Origin of the sequence: Amycolatopsis pittospori (assembly GCF_013870525.1) — a bacterium.
Lineage (GTDB): Bacteria > Actinomycetota > Actinomycetes > Mycobacteriales > Pseudonocardiaceae > Amycolatopsis > Amycolatopsis pittospori.
Genome location: NZ_JACBXD010000049.1, coordinates 42,171 through 58,492 on the forward strand (window position 1 = coordinate 42,171; position 16,322 = coordinate 58,492).

The 16,322-nt window shown below is 69.1% G+C and carries 16 protein-coding genes and 1 pseudogene; 3 read left to right on the top strand and 14 right to left on the bottom strand.

Annotated features, from left to right (window positions below):
- Positions 1-28: 28 nt before the first annotated feature.
- The 6 genes from hemC to H5J31_RS25230 form a co-directional block, all read right to left on the bottom strand.
- The gene (gene hemC, locus H5J31_RS25205; protein WP_181775115.1) at positions 29-976 is read right to left on the bottom strand and encodes a hydroxymethylbilane synthase; all 948 of its coding nucleotides are present in this window, start codon (positions 974-976) and stop codon (positions 29-31) included.
- The gene (locus tag H5J31_RS25210) at positions 973-2,289 is read right to left on the bottom strand and encodes a glutamyl-tRNA reductase (RefSeq protein WP_181775116.1); all 1,317 of its coding nucleotides are present in this window, start codon (positions 2,287-2,289) and stop codon (positions 973-975) included. The genes hemC and H5J31_RS25210 overlap by 4 nt, the downstream gene beginning before the upstream one ends.
- Before the next feature lies 1 nt (position 2,290).
- Complete coding sequence (locus tag H5J31_RS25215) at positions 2,291-3,118, bottom strand: redox-sensing transcriptional repressor Rex (protein ID WP_407925059.1); 828 nt, start codon at positions 3,116-3,118, stop codon at positions 2,291-2,293.
- Between the two features lie 179 nt (positions 3,119-3,297).
- Entirely contained in the window at positions 3,298-4,833 is a 1,536-nt protein-coding gene (locus H5J31_RS25220; protein ID WP_181775117.1) for a molybdopterin-dependent oxidoreductase, read from the bottom strand.
- A 58-nt stretch (positions 4,834-4,891) separates the two neighbouring features.
- Complete coding sequence (locus H5J31_RS25225) at positions 4,892-5,128, bottom strand: glutaredoxin family protein (RefSeq protein WP_181775118.1); 237 nt, start codon at positions 5,126-5,128, stop codon at positions 4,892-4,894.
- Positions 5,129-5,177: 49 nt separating this feature from the next.
- Positions 5,178-6,692, bottom strand: coding sequence for an AMP-binding protein (locus H5J31_RS25230; RefSeq protein WP_407925060.1), 1,515 nt, complete (start codon positions 6,690-6,692; stop codon positions 5,178-5,180).
- A 262-nt stretch (positions 6,693-6,954) separates the two neighbouring features.
- On the opposite strand from H5J31_RS25230, the gene H5J31_RS25235 reads away from it, so the two are divergent.
- From H5J31_RS25235 to H5J31_RS25245, 3 genes are all read left to right on the top strand, one after another.
- Entirely contained in the window at positions 6,955-7,656 is a 702-nt protein-coding gene (locus H5J31_RS25235; RefSeq protein ID WP_181775119.1) for a sigma-70 family RNA polymerase sigma factor, read from the top strand.
- Positions 7,657-7,766: 110 nt separating this feature from the next.
- Positions 7,767-8,846 (top strand): DUF5667 domain-containing protein, encoded by a 1,080-nt coding sequence (locus tag H5J31_RS25240; protein WP_181775120.1) that lies wholly within the window; start codon positions 7,767-7,769, stop codon positions 8,844-8,846.
- A 95-nt stretch (positions 8,847-8,941) separates the two neighbouring features.
- Positions 8,942-9,844: an HAD family hydrolase gene (locus H5J31_RS25245; protein ID WP_181775121.1), complete on the top strand. Its 903-nt coding sequence runs from the start codon at positions 8,942-8,944 to the stop codon at positions 9,842-9,844.
- Positions 9,845-9,923: 79 nt separating this feature from the next.
- Here the strand turns inward: H5J31_RS25245 and H5J31_RS25250 are convergent, their stop codons facing one another.
- The 8 genes and pseudogenes from H5J31_RS25250 to H5J31_RS25285 form a co-directional block, all read right to left on the bottom strand.
- Entirely contained in the window at positions 9,924-11,024 is a 1,101-nt protein-coding gene (locus H5J31_RS25250; protein WP_181775122.1) for a lysophospholipid acyltransferase family protein, read from the bottom strand.
- Entirely contained in the window at positions 11,021-12,070 is a 1,050-nt protein-coding gene (locus tag H5J31_RS25255; protein ID WP_181775123.1) for an NAD-dependent epimerase/dehydratase family protein, read from the bottom strand. Before H5J31_RS25255 ends, H5J31_RS25250 begins: the two co-directional genes overlap by 4 nt.
- A gap of 290 nt (positions 12,071-12,360) precedes the next feature.
- Positions 12,361-12,462 (bottom strand): 30S ribosomal protein bS22, encoded by a 102-nt coding sequence (locus H5J31_RS25260; RefSeq protein WP_007030867.1) that lies wholly within the window; start codon positions 12,460-12,462, stop codon positions 12,361-12,363.
- 144 nt (positions 12,463-12,606) lie between these two features.
- Positions 12,607-12,831, bottom strand: coding sequence for a helix-turn-helix domain-containing protein (locus H5J31_RS25265; RefSeq protein ID WP_181775124.1), 225 nt, complete (start codon positions 12,829-12,831; stop codon positions 12,607-12,609).
- A gap of 193 nt (positions 12,832-13,024) precedes the next feature.
- Positions 13,025-13,840 carry a pyrroline-5-carboxylate reductase gene (gene proC, locus H5J31_RS25270; protein ID WP_181775125.1) on the bottom strand — a complete coding sequence of 272 codons (816 nt, stop codon included), beginning with the start codon at positions 13,838-13,840 and terminating at the stop codon, positions 13,025-13,027.
- 24 nt (positions 13,841-13,864) lie between these two features.
- On the bottom strand, positions 13,865-14,695 hold the full coding sequence (locus tag H5J31_RS25275; RefSeq protein ID WP_181775126.1) for a thioesterase family protein: 831 nt from the start codon (positions 14,693-14,695) through the stop codon (positions 13,865-13,867).
- A gap of 141 nt (positions 14,696-14,836) precedes the next feature.
- Positions 14,837-15,634: a sugar phosphate isomerase/epimerase family protein gene (locus H5J31_RS25280; RefSeq protein WP_181775127.1), complete on the bottom strand. Its 798-nt coding sequence runs from the start codon at positions 15,632-15,634 to the stop codon at positions 14,837-14,839.
- 22 nt (positions 15,635-15,656) lie between these two features.
- A pseudogene (locus tag H5J31_RS25285) lies at positions 15,657-16,322 on the bottom strand (hypothetical protein); the annotation flags it as partial.

Below are 16,322 nucleotides of genomic sequence, written 5' to 3' on the forward strand. Positions count from 1 at the left end.
CGAACCTTGCAAAACGTTCTGGCTTGACTCACTGAGCGGGGCCGGAAAGCGCTCCGGCCCCGAGGTCCAGCAGTTCGGCGGCCAGTGCCCGGCCGAGCTGCTCAGCTTCGTGCTTGTCGGCGAGCGCGATCGCGCGCACCATGTCGACCGCGTCCCCGTCTCCTTCGACGGCGGCGGTGCCCCGCAGCGAGATCCGCTCGACGACCCGCCCTTCGGCGTCCAGGTCTTCGACGATCTCCGCCAGCGCTCCGACCGGCGCACTGCACCCGGCTTCCAGCGCCGCGAGCAGTGCCCGTTCGGCGGTCGCCGTCGCACGGGTGCCCTCATCGTCCACTGTGGACCCGAGCAGGTGCTCGAGGTCCACGTCTTCGGCCCGGCATTCCACCGCCAGCGCACCCTGCGCGGGAGCGGGCAGCATCTGGATCGGGTCGAGGGTCTCGGTGATCTCCCCGGCCCGGCCGATCCTGGCCAGTCCGGCACGCGCCAGGACGACGGCGTCGAGCTCTCCGTCGGTCACCTTGCGCATGCGGGTGTCGATATTGCCTCGGATCGGCACGATTTCCAAACCGAGACCGAGCGCGCGCAGTTGCGCGGTGCGCCGCGGCGACCCGGTGCCGACGGTCGCGCCCGGCGGGAGCTCACCCAAAGTCAGCCCGTCACAGGCGATCAGCGCGTCACGCGGGTCCTCGCGGCGCGGCACGGCGGCGAGCGTGATGCCCGGCTCCGGCTTCGTCGGCAGGTCCTTGTAGGAGTGCACGATGACGTCGACTTCCTTGCGCAGCAACGCTTCGCGCAGCGCGGAAGTGAAGACGCCGACCCCGATCGTGGGAATCGGCGCGGACGACTTGTCGCCCGGCGTCGTCACGGTGACGAGTTCGACCTCGGCCCCGGTGGCGCGCAGGGCGTCGGCGATGGTGCCGGTCTGCGCGAGGGCGAGTTTGCTGCCGCGCGTCCCGATCCGGATGACTCTGCTCACTGGTGATCACTGTCTTTCGGTGTGGCGGTGGGACTCGCCACGGCGGCGGGCGCCTGCGGGTCGAGGCAGAACAGCTCGCGCAGCGCGTTGGCGTAGTCGGTGTCGGCCGTCTCGGCGGCCAGCTGCTTGACCCGCACCGTCGGCGCGTGCAGCAGCTTGTCGACCACCCGGCGGACCGTGCGGCCGACCTCCTCGCGGACCCCGGCTTCGAGGTCCGGCAGGCGGTTGTCCAGGCGCAGCAGTTCGGCGTCGACGACCTCGGCCGCCCGGCGCCGCAGCGCGGTGACCGTCGGGGTGACCTCGGCGCTGCGCTGACCGGCGAGGTATTCACGCACCTCGTCGAGCACGATGCCGGTGGCCTTCGCGGTCTGCCGGTCGGTGGTCGGGGTGCCCTTTTCGCGCATGCGGCGCTGGATGGTCTCGAGGTCGACGACGGCGACGTCGGCCAGCGCGGCGACATCATGGTCGACGTCACGCGGGAGACCGAGGTCGCAGACGACCAGCGGACGTCCGGCGCGGACCGGGACGTGCTCGGCGGTGAAGACCGCTTCCTGCGCGCCGGTGCAGCAGACGACGACGTCCGCCTCGGCGACCGCGGCCGCGATGCCGCTCATTTGCACGGCTTTGGCGGGCACTCCCTGTTCGACGCTCGCGGCGGCGAGGCGGGCGGCCCTTGTCTCGGTGCGGTTGGCGATGGTGATCTCGCCGATTCCGGTTTTACGCAGGTGGGAAGCGGTGAGCGCGCCCATCGAACCGGCGCCGATGATCAGTGCGTGCTTGCCGGAGATGTCGCCGGCGGCGGCCAACGCCTCGGAGACGACCGAGGCGCCGAGCTGGTCGAGGCCGGTCTCGGAGTGGACGCGTTTGCCGACGCGCAGTGTGGTCTGGATCAGTTCGTGCAGTGTGCGGCCGACGGTGCCGGCGTCGCGCGCGGTGGCGTAGGAGGACCGGATCTGGCCGAGGATCTGCGTCTCGCCGACGACCATCGAGTCCAGGCCGGAGGTGACCGAGAACAGGTGCTCGATCGCCGCTCCGGCGTAGTGCACGTACAGCGAGTCGTAGAGGTCCGCGGGCTCCATCCCGGCCTGGCGGGCCAGCACGTCGGAGACGTCGTTCAGACCACCGTGGAAGGTCTCGACGACGGCGTAGACCTCGATGCGGTTGCAGGTGGAGACCAGGATGGCCTCGCTGATGTGCTCGGCCTGCTGCAGTTCGTGGAGCACCTTGGTCACTTCGGTCGCGGGCACCGCGACGCGTTCCAGGGTGTTCAGCTCGGCACTGCGGTGCGAGAGCCCGACCGCCAACACGCTCATCTCAGCGCACCACCATTCCATTGCCGTGGCCGTTCACGCTGCCATTCTCGGCTCCCCCGGGGCCAGCGTCTCCTCCGCCGTTGCCATTAGCGGCCAGATCCGCGCGACGAGCGACGTGGAACGACAGGATCTGCAGCTCGACGGCGAGATCCACCTTGCGGACCTCGATATGTGCCGGAACCTGCAGCACGACCGGGGCGAAATTCAGGATGCACTGCACGCCACCTGCGACGAGCCGGTCGCAGACCGACTGCGCGGCGGTGGGCGGAGTGGCGATGACGCCGATGGAGATCTGCCGTTCGGCGCAGACTTTGGGGATTTCGTCGAGATGTGACACCGGAAGGCCGCCGACCGGCACCCCCACCAGATCCGGGTCGAGGTCGAACAGCGCCTCGACCGGGAAGCCGCGGCCGGGGAACCCGCCGTAGTTGGCCAGCGCGTGGCCGAGGTTACCGATACCGACCACGGCGACCTTGTGCTTGCGGGTCAGGCCGAGGATCCGCTCGATCTGGCTGACCAGCACCTGGACGTCGTAGCCGACGCCGCGGGTGCCGTACGAGCCGAGGTAGGACAGGTCCTTGCGCAGTTTCGCCGAGTTGACGCCCGCGGCCTGCGAGAGTTCCTCACTGGAGATCGTGGTCGCGCCCTGCTCGGCCAGCCCGGAGAGCACCCGCAGGTAGACGGCGAGGCGGGCGACCGCGGCCTCGGGGATCGACTTCGCGCGGACCGCTTCGGGCTCGGCGGCGGCCTCGACGGCCGGCATCTCCGCTGTGGGCGCGTTGTCGGCGTCCGGTGTCACCCGGGTGCGCCGGCCTCGTTGCGACACCACGCTTGTCCGCTCCTCTGGCTCCTGCTGAGTACATGAGTCGCCCGAACCAGGAAACCGGCTCTTGACCCGAAGCGCTGAGTCCGGTTCGATGCCGGGCGCTTTCGGAAGCGACGTATCTACGGTAGCCACTTGTGAACGCAGGCACAAAGTCACAGGTGAGCGCTGTGTTCAAGCTCGCGTCAGCGCGCGTTGACCGACACCGTATGCCAACCCGTCGCGCCATCGGGCACGGTTCCGACGCGCCGATCGGTCTGCGTGTAGCCGGACCGGTCCGTCGCCCGGACGGCGACCTCGTGCTGACCTGGGGCGACGTCGACCTCGGTCCACCACATCCGCCAGGTGTCCTTCGAAGTCTCGGCCGACAGGACGGTCTCCTGCCACGGCCCCTGGTCGACGCGGATCTCGACCTTCGCGACACCGGTGTGCTGTGCCCACGCGATCCCGGACACGACGACCTTGCCCGAGGTCACCGCCGAACCCGGCGCGTCGATCCGCGATTGTGTCTTCACCGGGCCTTCCCGGCCCCAGCCGCGGTCGAGCCAGTACGCCTCACGTGCCTGCCAGGTGGTGATCTCCAGGTCGGTGACCCATTTCGTGGCGGACACGTAGCCGTACAGGCCGGGGATCACGATCCTCGCGGGGAAGCCGTGTTCGATCGGCAGCGGTTCGTCGTTCATGCCGATGGCGAGCATCGCGCCGCGTCCCGGGTCCAGGGCGGCTTCGACCGGGGTTCCGCAGGTCCAACCGTCGACGCTGGTGGCGAACATCTGCTCGGCGCCGGGTTTCACGCCCGCTTCGTTCAGCAGGTCGCGCAGGTCGATGCCGATCCAGCGGGCGTTGGAGATGTACGGGCCGCCGACCTCGTTGGAGACGCAGCACAGCGTGACGTCGCGTTCGAGTAGCGGGCGTGAGCGGATGTCGTCATACGTATAGGTGACCTCTCGGTCGACCATCCCGTGGATCTTGAGGCTCCAGTCCTCGGTGCGGACCTGCGGAACGACCAGAGCGGTGTCGATCCGATAGAAATCCTTCGATGGTGTGACGTACGCCGGGGTCCCGAACTTCACGAAATCCGCGTCCGGAGGAATCGGCGGCGCGGTCCTGGTCACTACGAGCCTGCCGACGGCGTCGCGTGATTCCGCGGCGTTCTTCCTGGTCCCGAAGATCTCTCCGGCCAGCGCGGCGACACCGGCCCCAGCGGCGACGGAAGCCCCGGTGATCAGCACCTTCCGCCGGTCCGGGCCCTCGCCTTCGCGGTCGTCGAAGAACACCCGCGGGCGGAAGAACGAATGCATCCGGGTGAAGACGACGAGACCGGCGACCGTCGCGAGCACCGGCGCCAGCAGCGCGATCTGCCCGAGGTCGGTGCGCACGAAGACGGCGGCGACCCCGGCCGCGCCGAGGACGCCGACCAGCACCTGGCCCGGGAGCGGCTTGCGCCGCGAGAGCTGCCCGGCGAGCAACGCGAAGAGCACCAGCACCACGGCCAGGCCGAACTTGAGAACGGGTTTGTCCCAGGTCTCCAGTGTCCGCTCGGCCCAGGCCACGACGGCGTGCGGGCTGTGGTCGATGACGAAGTTCGCCACCGCGACGAACGGCGAAGCGGTGTACCCGACGAAGCCCGCGACGAGATGCCCGACGCCGAGCGCGGCGACAAGCGCGAGCAGTCCGGTCAGCGCGGCTTGCGGGAGGGTGAGCCTGCGTTCTTCGTCCACGACTCCATCTTCGGAGCGAAAGCGGCTTCGGGTCGGCCGTTCGCCCCTTACGAGTGTGTTACGCCAGTGCTTTGCGGAGCCTGTCCTCTTCGACCCGCCAGTAGCCGTGCTCGGCGTCGTCGATCAGGATCACCGGCACACGGTCGCCGTATTCGGCCCGCCATTCGGGGTCGGTGTCGACGTCCTGAGCCGACCAGGCGACCCCCAGCTCGCCGCAGATCCGCTCGATGTCCTGTTCCGCGACCTCGCACAGATGGCAGCCGGCGCGGGTCATGACGGTCACATGGTGGGCCATGCCGTCAATCCTTACCTGGCCCGAGGCACTCTTTCCCGCCGAGGGCCCCTTAGCGCAGCCGCAGGCGCCGGAGCTTCCCGGTGGCCGAATGCGGCAGGGACTCCGCGAACTCGACGGTGTGCGGCACCTTGTATCCGGCCAGGTTGGCCGCGCAGTGCTCGACGACCTGTTGTTCCGAAAGGGAAGCGCCGGACGCGGGGACGACGACGGCCTTCACCGCCTCACCGGTCCGCTCGTCGACGACGCCGACGACGGCCGCCTCGACGACCTCGTCCAGCATCGCGATCACGTTCTCGACCTCGTGCGGGAAGACGTTGAAGCCGTTGACGATGATCAGGTCGTTGGCCCGGTCCACCAGGTGCAGGTCACCGTCGGTGTCGAGGTAGCCGACGTCGCCGGTGCGGAACCAGCCGTCTTCGTCGGGGCCGTGCGAGCCGTCGGGCCAGTAGCCGGAGAAGAGGTTCGCGCCGCGGATCGACACCAGGCCGGTGCCGCCGTCCTCGTCGAAGGCGTCGCCGAGTTCGTCCGGGTCCTGCGGGACGGGCGTCGCGTCGCCGTCGCTGTCCACCAGCCGGACCTCGACGCCGGGCAGTGGCCGCCCGACCGAACCGGGTTTCGGATAGCCGGTGACCAGCGTCGTGGTGACCACCGGCGCGCATTCGGTGAGGCCGTAGCCCTCGTAGACGTCCAGGCCGGTGGCGCCGCGGATCGAGGTGAGGATCTTGGGGTGCAGCGGCGCCGCGCCCGACGTCATCCGCCGGACGGTGGAGAGGCCGTTGCCGAGCTCCTCCGGGTCCATCGCGGCGAACTCGGCGTACATCGCGGGTACGCCGGCGATCGAGGTCACCCGGAGCTCGGCGCAGTCGGCGAGGGTCCGCTCGGCGAGGAAGCGCTCGGACAGGATCGCCGTGGCGCCGACCGACGTGGTCTGGAGCAGGCCGGGTCCGAGGCCGTAGACGTGGAACAGCGGGATGGTGATGAGCACCCGGTCGCCGTGCACGAGCGGTGTCGGGACGATCTGGCTCAGCTGGTCGAGGTTCGCCAGCAACGCCCGGTGCGACAGCATCACGCCGCGCGGCGGACCGGTCGTGCCGGAGGTGTACGAAATGACCGCTATGTCTTCACCGGCTCCGGCGGACTCGACCGGCTCGACTGCTCCATCCGAGGTAACACGTGGTGAGAGACTCGTCACCCCATCGGGGAGTCCGTCGGTCGTTTCGCGTTCGAGCAAGATCCGCGCGCCGCTGTGCTCCAGCAGTCCGGTCAGCTCCGCCACCGGCGCCTGCGGCGAGAGCGGGACGACCACCGCGCCCGCCCGCAACGCCCCGAAAAGCGAAACGGCGAAGGCGGCCGACGTCGGCAACCGCAACGCCACCCTGTCCCCGCGCTCGATTCCCGCGTCGAGCAGGGCGCGGGCCAGCGCATGGGCGGCTTGATCGACTTCCGCCCACGTCAGTGCGACCCCGCCGCCGGTCTCGTGGACGGCCGTCTTGCCGGGCCACTGCCGGGCGGCCTCGGCGAGCAAGGTGGGCACGCTTCGTTCGGCAACCTGCTCCGCGCTCAACTGCGAACCTCTTCCCTCGGTGAACGGCGTTGCCAGTTTGTCATCTCGACCACCGTCATGGGTGTCACTCGCTTTCGTCGCAGTTCCGTAACCCCGGCACCGCTACCTACTTCGCGGTAACTACACGTATGCTGCTGGTCGTCGTCGAGTGGTGTTGATCACTCGATGGTGAGAAAGGGAGTCCGGACGTGCAGATCTTGCAGGCCCACGCGGCGGTGGGACATGCGGGCCGGTCTTCGGAGTCCGGAACGGGAGGTGCCCCATGACCCTTCCCGTGTCGAAACCCGTCTCGATGCTGGCGGGCCACATCCTCCGCCGGAGCGGCCTCACCCCGGTGCCGTCTTCGCGTGCGAAGACGGAAGAAACGACCGACGCGGCCGCTGAAGCCGCGAAGGCCGAGGCGTGGGACCTGGTCAGCGCCGCTCAGGGCGGCGACACGTCCGCCTTCGGCCGGCTCTACGACCGCTACGTCGACGTCGTCTACCGCTACGTCCTGTTCCGCCTCGGCGACCGGGACCTCGCGGAGGACGTCACCAGCGAGACGTTCCTTCGCGCGCTTCGCCGCATCACCTCGGTCAGCTACCAGGGACGTGACGTCGGCGCGTGGTTCGTCACCATCGCGCGCAACATCATCCTCGACCACGTGAAGTCGAGCCGGTTCCGCCTCGAGGTGGTGACCGACGAGGTCGCGGAGCCCAACGGGGCACCGATCGGGAACGTCGGCGTGCAGGCCGTCGCGGGTCCCGAACAGCAGGCGATCAGCCGCGCCACCCGCGCCGAACTGCTGCGTTGCGTCGCCGAACTCGGCGAAGACCAGCGCGAGTGCATCGTGCTGCGGTTCATGCAGGGACTCTCGGTGGCCGAGACCGCGGCGATCATGAAGCGCAACGAAGGCGCCATCAAGGCCCTTCAGCACCGCGCGGTACGCCGTTTGGCACAACTTCTCCCGACCGGATTGCGTTAAAGTCCCATCTTTCGGTTGACACCGGCAGCTTCCGTAACCCCTGGGCGTCCCCGCTCGTTTTCCCAGCCAGACCGGTGTCAGGACCGGGCTGAGCAGATGGAGACTTCGCCGTGGGCGTGCCGGGATGGTTCGCACGGGAGCGAGCGGACGGTGACCGCTTCGCGGACCTTGTCGACGGCACCGCACCGCAGGACGACGAATTCGAGCTCGAACTCGCGCTCGTCGGCGGTTTACGCGACCTCGGCGCGAGCGGTGCCCCCGACGCCGAGACGCGGAAGCGGATCCGCGACGAGATCGCCGGACGTCTCGCCGAAGCCGAAGCCCCGCCGAAGCGTCGCGGGCACGCCGTCGCCAACCTCTCCGCGGCCGCCGTCGCGCTCGTCCTCGCGCTGGGCGGCATCACACTGCTGCTGTCCAAGGACGCGCTGCCGGGCGATCCCCTCTACGGCATCAAACGGGCGGGTGAATCGGCCGCACTCGGGCTCACCTTCGACGAACAGGACAAGGCGAAGAAGCACTTGGAGTTCGCCACGAGCCGCGTCGGAGAGCTCGACGAGCTGACACGGCAAGGCGCCGACACGGGGGCCTACTTCAGAGGGCTCACCGATTTCGAAACCGATCTGCGCGCCGGGGTCACGCAGCTGACCGCGCTCGTCACCGACCAGGGCGGACAGACCCGGCTGGCCGAACTCCGCAGCTGGGCACGGCAGCAATCGGACCGGCTCGGCCTCCAGGTCGACCACGCGCCCGCCGAGGCGCGGAACAAGTTCGACGCCGCCCGCGTCCTGCTCGACAAGGTCCAGGCCCGGACGACGGATCTCGGATCGCGCCTGATCTGCTACACGATCACCACCGGCTCGTCCGACGATCTGGGCGCCGTCCCGGCGGCCGGCGAATGCGTCCGCAACCCCGACTCCCCCAACGCCGTCGTGCCCCCGGTGACGTCGCCCGTACCGTCGTCCGCGCCGACAGGATCGCCCGCACCGACTTCGGTGCCGCCGACCACGGTCGTGGACACCGCGAACCCCACCGGACCGCTCGCGCCGCCCACCGGCGGCACGCCGCCGCCCGTCGTGGCCACGCCTCCCCAGACGAAGACGCCACCACCGCCGACGACCACGACGCCACCACCGCCGCTGATTTCCATCCCGCCGCTCATTCCGGGATTACCGCCGATCACCATCGGCTGACACGGTGTGAATGAGGCAGGCGCCACACCCGGGACAGCTCGGTTGAGCGCTCGCTACGCTGTGCACAGGCACCTGGGATTCCGGAGGCGGTGTGCGTGTCAGTTTGGCGGGGCAAGGATAAGAGTCAAGAGCTCGAACGGCTGGCCGCGCTCGCGGGCGAGGCGTCGGCCGAGGCCGCGATGGCGACCGCGTCCGCCGCGGCCCTCGAGCCGCCCGCGCCGCCCGCTCCACCGGACCTGACAGCGGCCGCGTTCTTCGACGTCGACAACACCATGATGATGGGTGCGTCGATCTTCTACTTCGCCCGCGGCCTGGCCGCGCGCAAGTTCTTCACGTCCGCCGATCTGGCCGGATTCGTCTGGCAGCAGGTGAAATTCCGGCTCGGCGGCCGGGAGAACAAGGAGGACATCAAAACCCACCGCGAACGCGCACTGTCCTTTGTGGCCGGTCGCACGGTGCAGGAACTGACCGACATCAGCGAAGAGATCTACGACGAGCTGATGGCGGACAAGATCTGGTCCGGCACCCGGGCCCTCGCGCAGATGCACCTCGACGCCGGCCAGCGCGTCTGGCTCGTCACCGCGACCCCGATCGAACTCGCGGCCATCATCTCGCGGCGTCTCGGCCTCACCGGCGCGCTGGGCACCGTCGCGGAGACCAAGGACGGCGTCTACACCGGCCGTCTCGTCGGCGACCTCCTGCACGGCCGCGCGAAAGCACACGCCGTCCGTGCGTTGGCGTCACGCGAAGGGCTGAATCTCAAGCGCTGCACGGCGTATTCGGACTCGCAGAACGACGTACCGATGCTTTCCGTCGTCGGGACCGCGGTCGCGGTGAACCCCGACGGCGGCCTTCGCGACGTCGCACGGGCCCGCGGCTGGGAGATCCGCGACTTCCGGACCGGACGGAAAGCCGCGAAGATCGGTGTTCCGTCGGTGCTCGGAGTCGGCGCCGTCGCCGGTGCCGTCGCCGCCGGCATGGCCTACCGCCGCCGCTAGCGCCTTCCCGCGTTTAGTCCTCTAGTTGCGGTCCTTGCGCGTGCAAGTACCGCAACTAGAGGACTAAACGCGAAGGAGGTCAGCCCTTGAAGACGCTCTTCCGCTGCGAAAGGCGTTTGTACAGCGACTGCTGGATCGACTCGCGCACCTGGTCGGTCAGCGTGAACACCAGCATCGGGTCGTCGACGGCGTCCGCGTCGTAGGAGTCGGTCCGGATGGGCTCGCCGAACTCGATGCTCCACTTCGTCGGCAGCGGGATCGCGCCGAGCGGGCCGAGCAGCGGGAAGAACGGCGTCACCGGGAAGTACGGCAGGCCGAGCAGCCGCGCGAGCAGCTTGATGTCGCCGACCTTCGGGTAGATCTCCTCCGCGCCGATGACCGACACGGGGATGATCGGCACCCCGGTCCGCAGCGCCGCGGAAACGAAACCGCCGCGGCCGAACCGCTGCAGTTTGTACCGCGACGAGAACGGTTTCCCGATGCCCTTGAAGCCTTCCGGCCAGACACCGACGAGTTCCCCGTTGCGCAGCAGGCGTTCCGCGTCGGCGTTGCAGGCCAGCGTCTGCCCGGACTTGCGGGCGAACGAGCCGATCAGCGGCACCTGGAACACCAGGTCCGCACCGAGGCCGCGCAGGTGGCGGGCGCCGGGGACGTGGTCGTGCACGGCGACGGCGGTCATCAGCGCGTCGAGCGGCAAGGTGCCGGAGTGGTTGGACACCAACAGCGCGCCGCCGTCGGCAGGCAGGTTCTCGACGCCGAAGGTGTCGACGCGGAACCACTTCTCGTAGAGCGCGCGCAGCGGCGGCAGCAGCAGGGTTTCGGTGAGCTCGGCGTCGAAGCCGAACTCGTCCACGGTGTAGTCGCCGGTCAGCCGGTCCCGCAGGAATCCCAACGCCGTCCGGAGCGACGAGGGGAGGGAGTCCAGGGCGTCCACAGCGGGTCGCGTCCTGGCGGGCGAGACCCGCGCCGAGCCGGGGAACTCGACGACGGGAGCGTCCGCCCGGCGCTCCTGCTGCTTCAAATGGTCTTGAGCCTCTTCGGACTCGCGAAGATCCCGATCCGCCTGGGTGGCCGAGTCCGGCTTCTCTCTGCCGGGGCCGTGCAACGGGATGACCTGCGCTTCAGCGCCGCTCACGTCTTCCGCCTCGCCTTCATGAGAGTTCTCGTAGGGCCTGCTCACCGGTGCGCCGCCTGCCCGGTCGCCGCGGCGACCAGCACCTTGCCGGCGAGGCCGGCGAGCCTGCCACCGTCCACCACGGGCCTCAGCCCGCGGCCGGTGATGTAGTCGTCGAACGCCTCACGCGTCGTCCAACGCGGTGTGTAGCCGAAGTCCTTCTTGAGCTTCGTGATGTCCACGACCCGGCCGAAGTTCAGCAGCCGGACCTGGTCGGCGGAGAAGTCGACCACGCGAGCGCCGCGCAGGACCTTCCCGACCGACGGCACGACACCACTGGGCATCGGCAGCTCGACCCGGCCGGCTCGCCGGATCGCCTGAGACAGGGTGAGTACCCCTTCCGAGCCGACATTGAACACACCGGGCTTGTCTTCCAGCGTCGCCTGCTCGAAAACGGCCAGCGCGTCCGAAGCGTGCAGCAACTGGATCCGTGCGTCGTAGCCGAAGACGGTCGGGACCACCGGTAGCGCGAAGTAGCGCGAGAGCACGGTGTCGATCTCGGGGCTGATGATGTTGGCGAACCGGAACAGCGTCGTCGTGATGTCGGGACGACGGCGCATGAGCCCGCGGACGTAGCCCTCCATCTCGACGGCGTCCTTGGCGTAGCCGCTGGTCGAGGTGGGGATGAGTTCGGAATCCTCGGTGAAGACCGCCTGCGAGCGCGCCCCCGCGCCGTAGACCGCGGCGGTGGACTTCACCACGAGCTTGCGCACGAGCGGCGAACGCTGGCAGGCCGCCAGGAGCCGCATCGTGCCGATGACGTTGACCTCTTTGATCGCCGTGCGGCGAGCGGGCCCGGCCGGATGCGCGGTGCACGAGGCGTGCACCACGGTGTCGACCTTGGCCGTGCTGATCACCTTCGCGATCAGCGGGTTGCGAATGTCCGCGCGGACGTATTCAGCGCGACCCATGCGCTGCAGAACCGACTTCTGCGGAGGCGTGGTGTCGACGCCGATCACCCGCTCGAACTCCGGATTGTTGCCGAGTCTGGCGAGCAGCTTCCCGCCAAGGTCTCCCCCGACCCCGGTCACGAGCACGATGTTCGACGGCATAGGACTCCCTGCGGCTTTGGGCTGTTCTCGGTCTTGTGATCACGGGGTCCTGATGACCTTGAGCGCGGCGAAAACGATCCACCGTGTGTGCGCGTACCTGCACTCACTGGAAGCATCGCGCGGCTGCCCTTGAGATGTTACCGCTCATTAGGGGTAGTCGAGTCAGCCCTTACATGCTATTAACCCGCTGCTCGCAGAGGGGATGCACGTCTCACTCGAATGGGCGGACAATGTCCACTAAATGGGAGTGGCCCGCCCAGAAACTGGACGGGCCACTCACCGGCAGTGTCTTACTTGCCGGCCTTCCTACGCTGAACGCGCGTCCGGCGCAGCAACTTGCGGTGCTTCTTCTTCGACATGCGCTTACGGCGCTTCTTGATCACAGAGCCCATCGTGAGCGCTCCTCTCCTAGTCGTCGGTCACGCTGCCCGGCGCAGCGTCCAACGGGTGGAGCGCACAGGCACGAGCGGTCTTCCAGGGTACTCGCGCCCCGGAAGACGCCCGTCGGCGGGCACGCCGTCCTCGCGAAACGGGCCTCAGCCCACGTCGAAGTAAGCGCCCTGAAGGTATTCGTGAACGGCCTTTTCGGGCACTCTGAACGACTTCCCCACGCGTACCGCGGGCAACTCGCCCGAGTGAACCAGGCGATAGACGGTCATCTTGGAGACCCGCATCAGCGTGGCCACCTCGGCGACCGTCAGGAACTGGACCTGACCTACCGTGTTCACCTTGGGTAGGTCTTCTTTCTTGTTCGGCGGCATGTTTCACCGTGTCCTTCGACACGTGTCGCGCCACGAGGCTTCCCCACCTGTGGTATCGACACGCACGTGCTCTCCTGAGAGTAGCGGGACACGTGTGGCTAAAGCGACGCGAGTCACCGAGATGGGCCCGTCCGATTACGCATTTCGTCCTCTGGATGCGGTGGTTCGACGTCGAACCACCGCATCCAGAGGACTAATTGCGAGGTTCGTGAGCGGCGCCCAGTTCGGTCGACCGGTCCTTCGCCGCTTCGATGGCGGCCAGGAGCGCCGCGCGGACGCCGTGCTTCTCCAGCTCGCGGATGGCGTTGATGGTCGTTCCGGCGGGTGAGGTGACCGCTTCACGCAGCAGCACCGGGTGCTCGTCGGACTCCGCGAGCATCTTCGCGGCGCCGACGGCCGACTGGATGATCAGCTGCCCGGCGAGCGCACGCGGCAGGCCGAGCAGGATCCCGGCGTCGATCATGGCCTCGACCAGGTAGAAGAAGTAGGCGGGCCCGGAGCCGGACAGCGCGGTGACGGCGTCCTGCTGCGACTCCGGCACCTCGACGACCTGTCCGACGTGCGAAAGCAGGTCCTTCACCACCGCGATGTGCTCGGCGGTCGCGTGCGCACCCGCGGACACCGCGCTCATCGCCTCTCCGACGAGCATCGGGGTGTTCGGCATGACCCGCACCACGGGGACGCCCGCGGCCAGCCTGCGCTCGTACAGGGCGGTCGGCAGGCCCGCGCACAGCGAGACCACCAGCGACTTCTCCCCGAGCAGCGGCGCGAGGTCGTCCAGCACCTGGTCGATGTCCTGCGGTTTGACCGCGACGACCAGCACGTCGGCCCGGCGCGCGGCGTCGGCGACGGTGACCCCGTGCACGCCGTAGCGTTCGGTCAGCTCGTCCACGCGCGCCGGATAGCGTTCGGTGAACAGCAGGTCGTCGGGGCTGTGCCCGCCCTGCAGCAGGCCCGAGAGCAGGGCCTCCCCGATCTTTCCGGCACCCAGCACCGCGATCACACTCATGCGGCTCAGCGTGCCAAACCGCCGTCAGCCCCCGGGCGCCGGGGCGAGTGCCAGCTGACGGGACTGGCAGACCAGCCTGCCCTGGGAATCCACCACGACGGCGTCGGAGTCGAACCAGGCCTCGTGCACCGACTGGGCCTGCACGATCACGCGCAGCCAGCCCGGCGCCGGCCGCGTACGCAGCAATGCGGTCAGCTGGACGGTCGGCGCCCAGCCGACGCGGCCGAGGTTGTAGACCACCGGCGGGTTCACGTCGCCCGCGAGCAGGGCGAAGTACGGGTCGGGCAGACCGTGCCGCGGCCGGACCCACAGGCGCATCTTGGGCGGGTCGCCGATCCGGCCGTGCAGGTAGCCGACGCTCGCCGGGTCCAACCGGACCTCGCAGCCCTTCGCCAGGTTGAACAGGCCCTCGGACGTCTCCCCGGTGATGGTGACCGCGCCGGGAGGCGGTTCGGCGGGCATGGCCGGGACGTCGGTCCATTCCGGGCGCCGCATCGGCAGCCGCCCGGTGGTCACCCTGGCCTCGACGCAGCTGCGGCCGCGTTGCTCCAGCAGGACCGCGACGACCGACGCGCGCCGTCCGACCTTCCGGACGTCGGTGCGCAGCAGGACCGGCCCGACCGCGGGCGGGTGCAGGAACTCCGCGCTGATCGCCAGCGGTTCGGATGGCGGTTCGCCGCGTTCGTGGAGGAGCGAGAGGGCGGTTCGCGCCATCAACGCCATCAGGAAGCCGCCGTGCGGATGCCCGCCGATGGACCACTCCGTGCGCAGGACCGCTGTGAAGGTGCCGTCACCCAGTGATCGCGTCGCGCATGCCGCGTCGAAGGAGGTGACCGTGTCGTCGGCCGCGCTCACCGAGCACTGACCAGGGCCACGAGCCGATCCATCGGGGTGCGGGAGATCAACAAGCGCAGCGGGTTCACGGTCGGAACTTTACGTGTAGCAGCGCCTCGGGCGCAGGCAGGAATGAATCTCCGCACCCGGGGACGATCTTTGTCACTGACCGAGGTGGAACCTTGCGAACAAGAGCGACTCGGCGAGGTCCCTCGACCGCTGTGCCGCGCTCGGCGACCGGCGGGTGTTGATCTCCAGCACGATCTGTCCGGCGAAATCGCTGTTCACGAGCTTTTCGAGGAGTTCGGCGCAGGGTTCGATGCCGCGGCCGGGGACCAGATGTTCGTCCTTCGGGAGCCCGGTGCCATCCGCCAGATGGACGTGCGTGAGCCCTTTTCCCATCCGTTCGGCCAGCGCGAGGGCGTCCATTCCGGCTGCCGCTGTATGGGACAGGTCGAGCGTGTAGTGACGAAACCCTACGTCCGTAGGGTCGATCGAAGGCCGGAAGGCCGACACGCGGGACGTCCTCGATCCGCCGGGCGGGCGAACCTTGAACATGTTCTCGACCGCGACCTCGATGCCGCTCTCTTCTTCGAGTTCGTCGACGAGGTCGGAGAACGCGTCGCCGTAGCGGCGCTGCCAGCGGAACGGCGGATGCACCACGACGGTGCGCGCGCCCAGTTCCTGCGCCGCGTCCACGGACATCCGCAGGCGCACCTCGGGATCCGGCGACCACACGCGCTGGGTGATGAGCAGCGACGGCGAATGGATCGACAGCACCGGTACCCCGGTGCGGCGCGACCACCGGCGCAGCGCGGAGACGTCCTGGCTGACCGGGTCGGCCCAGATCATCACCTCGACGCCGTCGTAGCCGAGGTCGGCGGCCATCTCGAAGGCCGCGCCCGCCTTCAACGGCCAGACGGACGCGGTCGAAACGCCTACCGGAACCTGATGGACCATTCCGGCATTGTTCCCGAGGCCGCTAACGCGCGACCAGCAGGAGTGCCGCCGGTGAGACCGTGACCACCAGGCCGACCAGGACCGCGAGCACCGTGGTCTGCAGGTCTTCGGCCCGGCGGATCTTCCGGACGATCCACACCAGCGCGACGATCACCAGCAACGCGGCGACGAGCGCGGCGGCGGGGATGTTCACCCACAGCCAGTTGAAGCCGAGCCAGACCCCGGCGCCGCCGACCACGCCGAGGGCGAGCTGACCGGCCAGCGCCAGCCACTGCTTCCCCGGCGAGGTGTTCTCGGCGAACTCCTCGGGTTCTTCCTCCTCGACGACGTCCGCGTCCTGGTCGTCTTCGTAGTCGTCCTCGTACTCGTCGGGCCGGTAGCCGGCCGCCGTCCGGCCGAAGCCGTACTCCTCGCGGCCGAAGTCCGGGCTGCCGTCGGGATACGCCGGGTCGGCGAACTCGCGCTCGTAGTCGTCGAGTTCGTCGCTCTGGCGATCACGGTCGTCGAGCGAATGGGGCGGCACGAAGGGCATCGGCGCGGGGTGATTCATCGTGGGAGGGCCCGCGTCGAACGGATCCGGTTCGGCGTCCACGTCCGGTTCCCCGGACGCGACCGGGGGCGGCACCGGCGGGATCCCGCCGATCTCGGTGTCCTCGGACTGCACCTTCTGACGTCGTTTGCGCCAGCC

What these genes read in the sequence shown, in the direction of transcription:
- H5J31_RS25280 (WP_181775127.1), bottom strand. Translation starts at nt 15,634, where the DNA reads ATGGTCCATCAGGTTCCGGTAGGCGTTTCGACCGCGTCCGTCTGGCCG.
- H5J31_RS25235 (WP_181775119.1), top strand. Translation starts at nt 6,955, where the DNA reads ATGACCCTTCCCGTGTCGAAACCCGTCTCGATGCTGGCGGGCCACATC.
- H5J31_RS25255 (WP_181775123.1), bottom strand. Translation starts at nt 12,070, where the DNA reads ATGCCGTCGAACATCGTGCTCGTGACCGGGGTCGGGGGAGACCTTGGC.
- H5J31_RS25260 (WP_007030867.1), bottom strand. Translation starts at nt 12,462, where the DNA reads ATGGGCTCTGTGATCAAGAAGCGCCGTAAGCGCATGTCGAAGAAGAAG.
- H5J31_RS25225 (WP_181775118.1), bottom strand. Translation starts at nt 5,128, where the DNA reads ATGGCCCACCATGTGACCGTCATGACCCGCGCCGGCTGCCATCTGTGC.
- H5J31_RS25265 (WP_181775124.1), bottom strand. Translation starts at nt 12,831, where the DNA reads ATGCCGCCGAACAAGAAAGAAGACCTACCCAAGGTGAACACGGTAGGT.
- H5J31_RS25210 (WP_181775116.1), bottom strand. Translation starts at nt 2,289, where the DNA reads ATGAGCGTGTTGGCGGTCGGGCTCTCGCACCGCAGTGCCGAGCTGAAC.
- proC (WP_181775125.1), bottom strand. Translation starts at nt 13,840, where the DNA reads ATGAGTGTGATCGCGGTGCTGGGTGCCGGAAAGATCGGGGAGGCCCTG.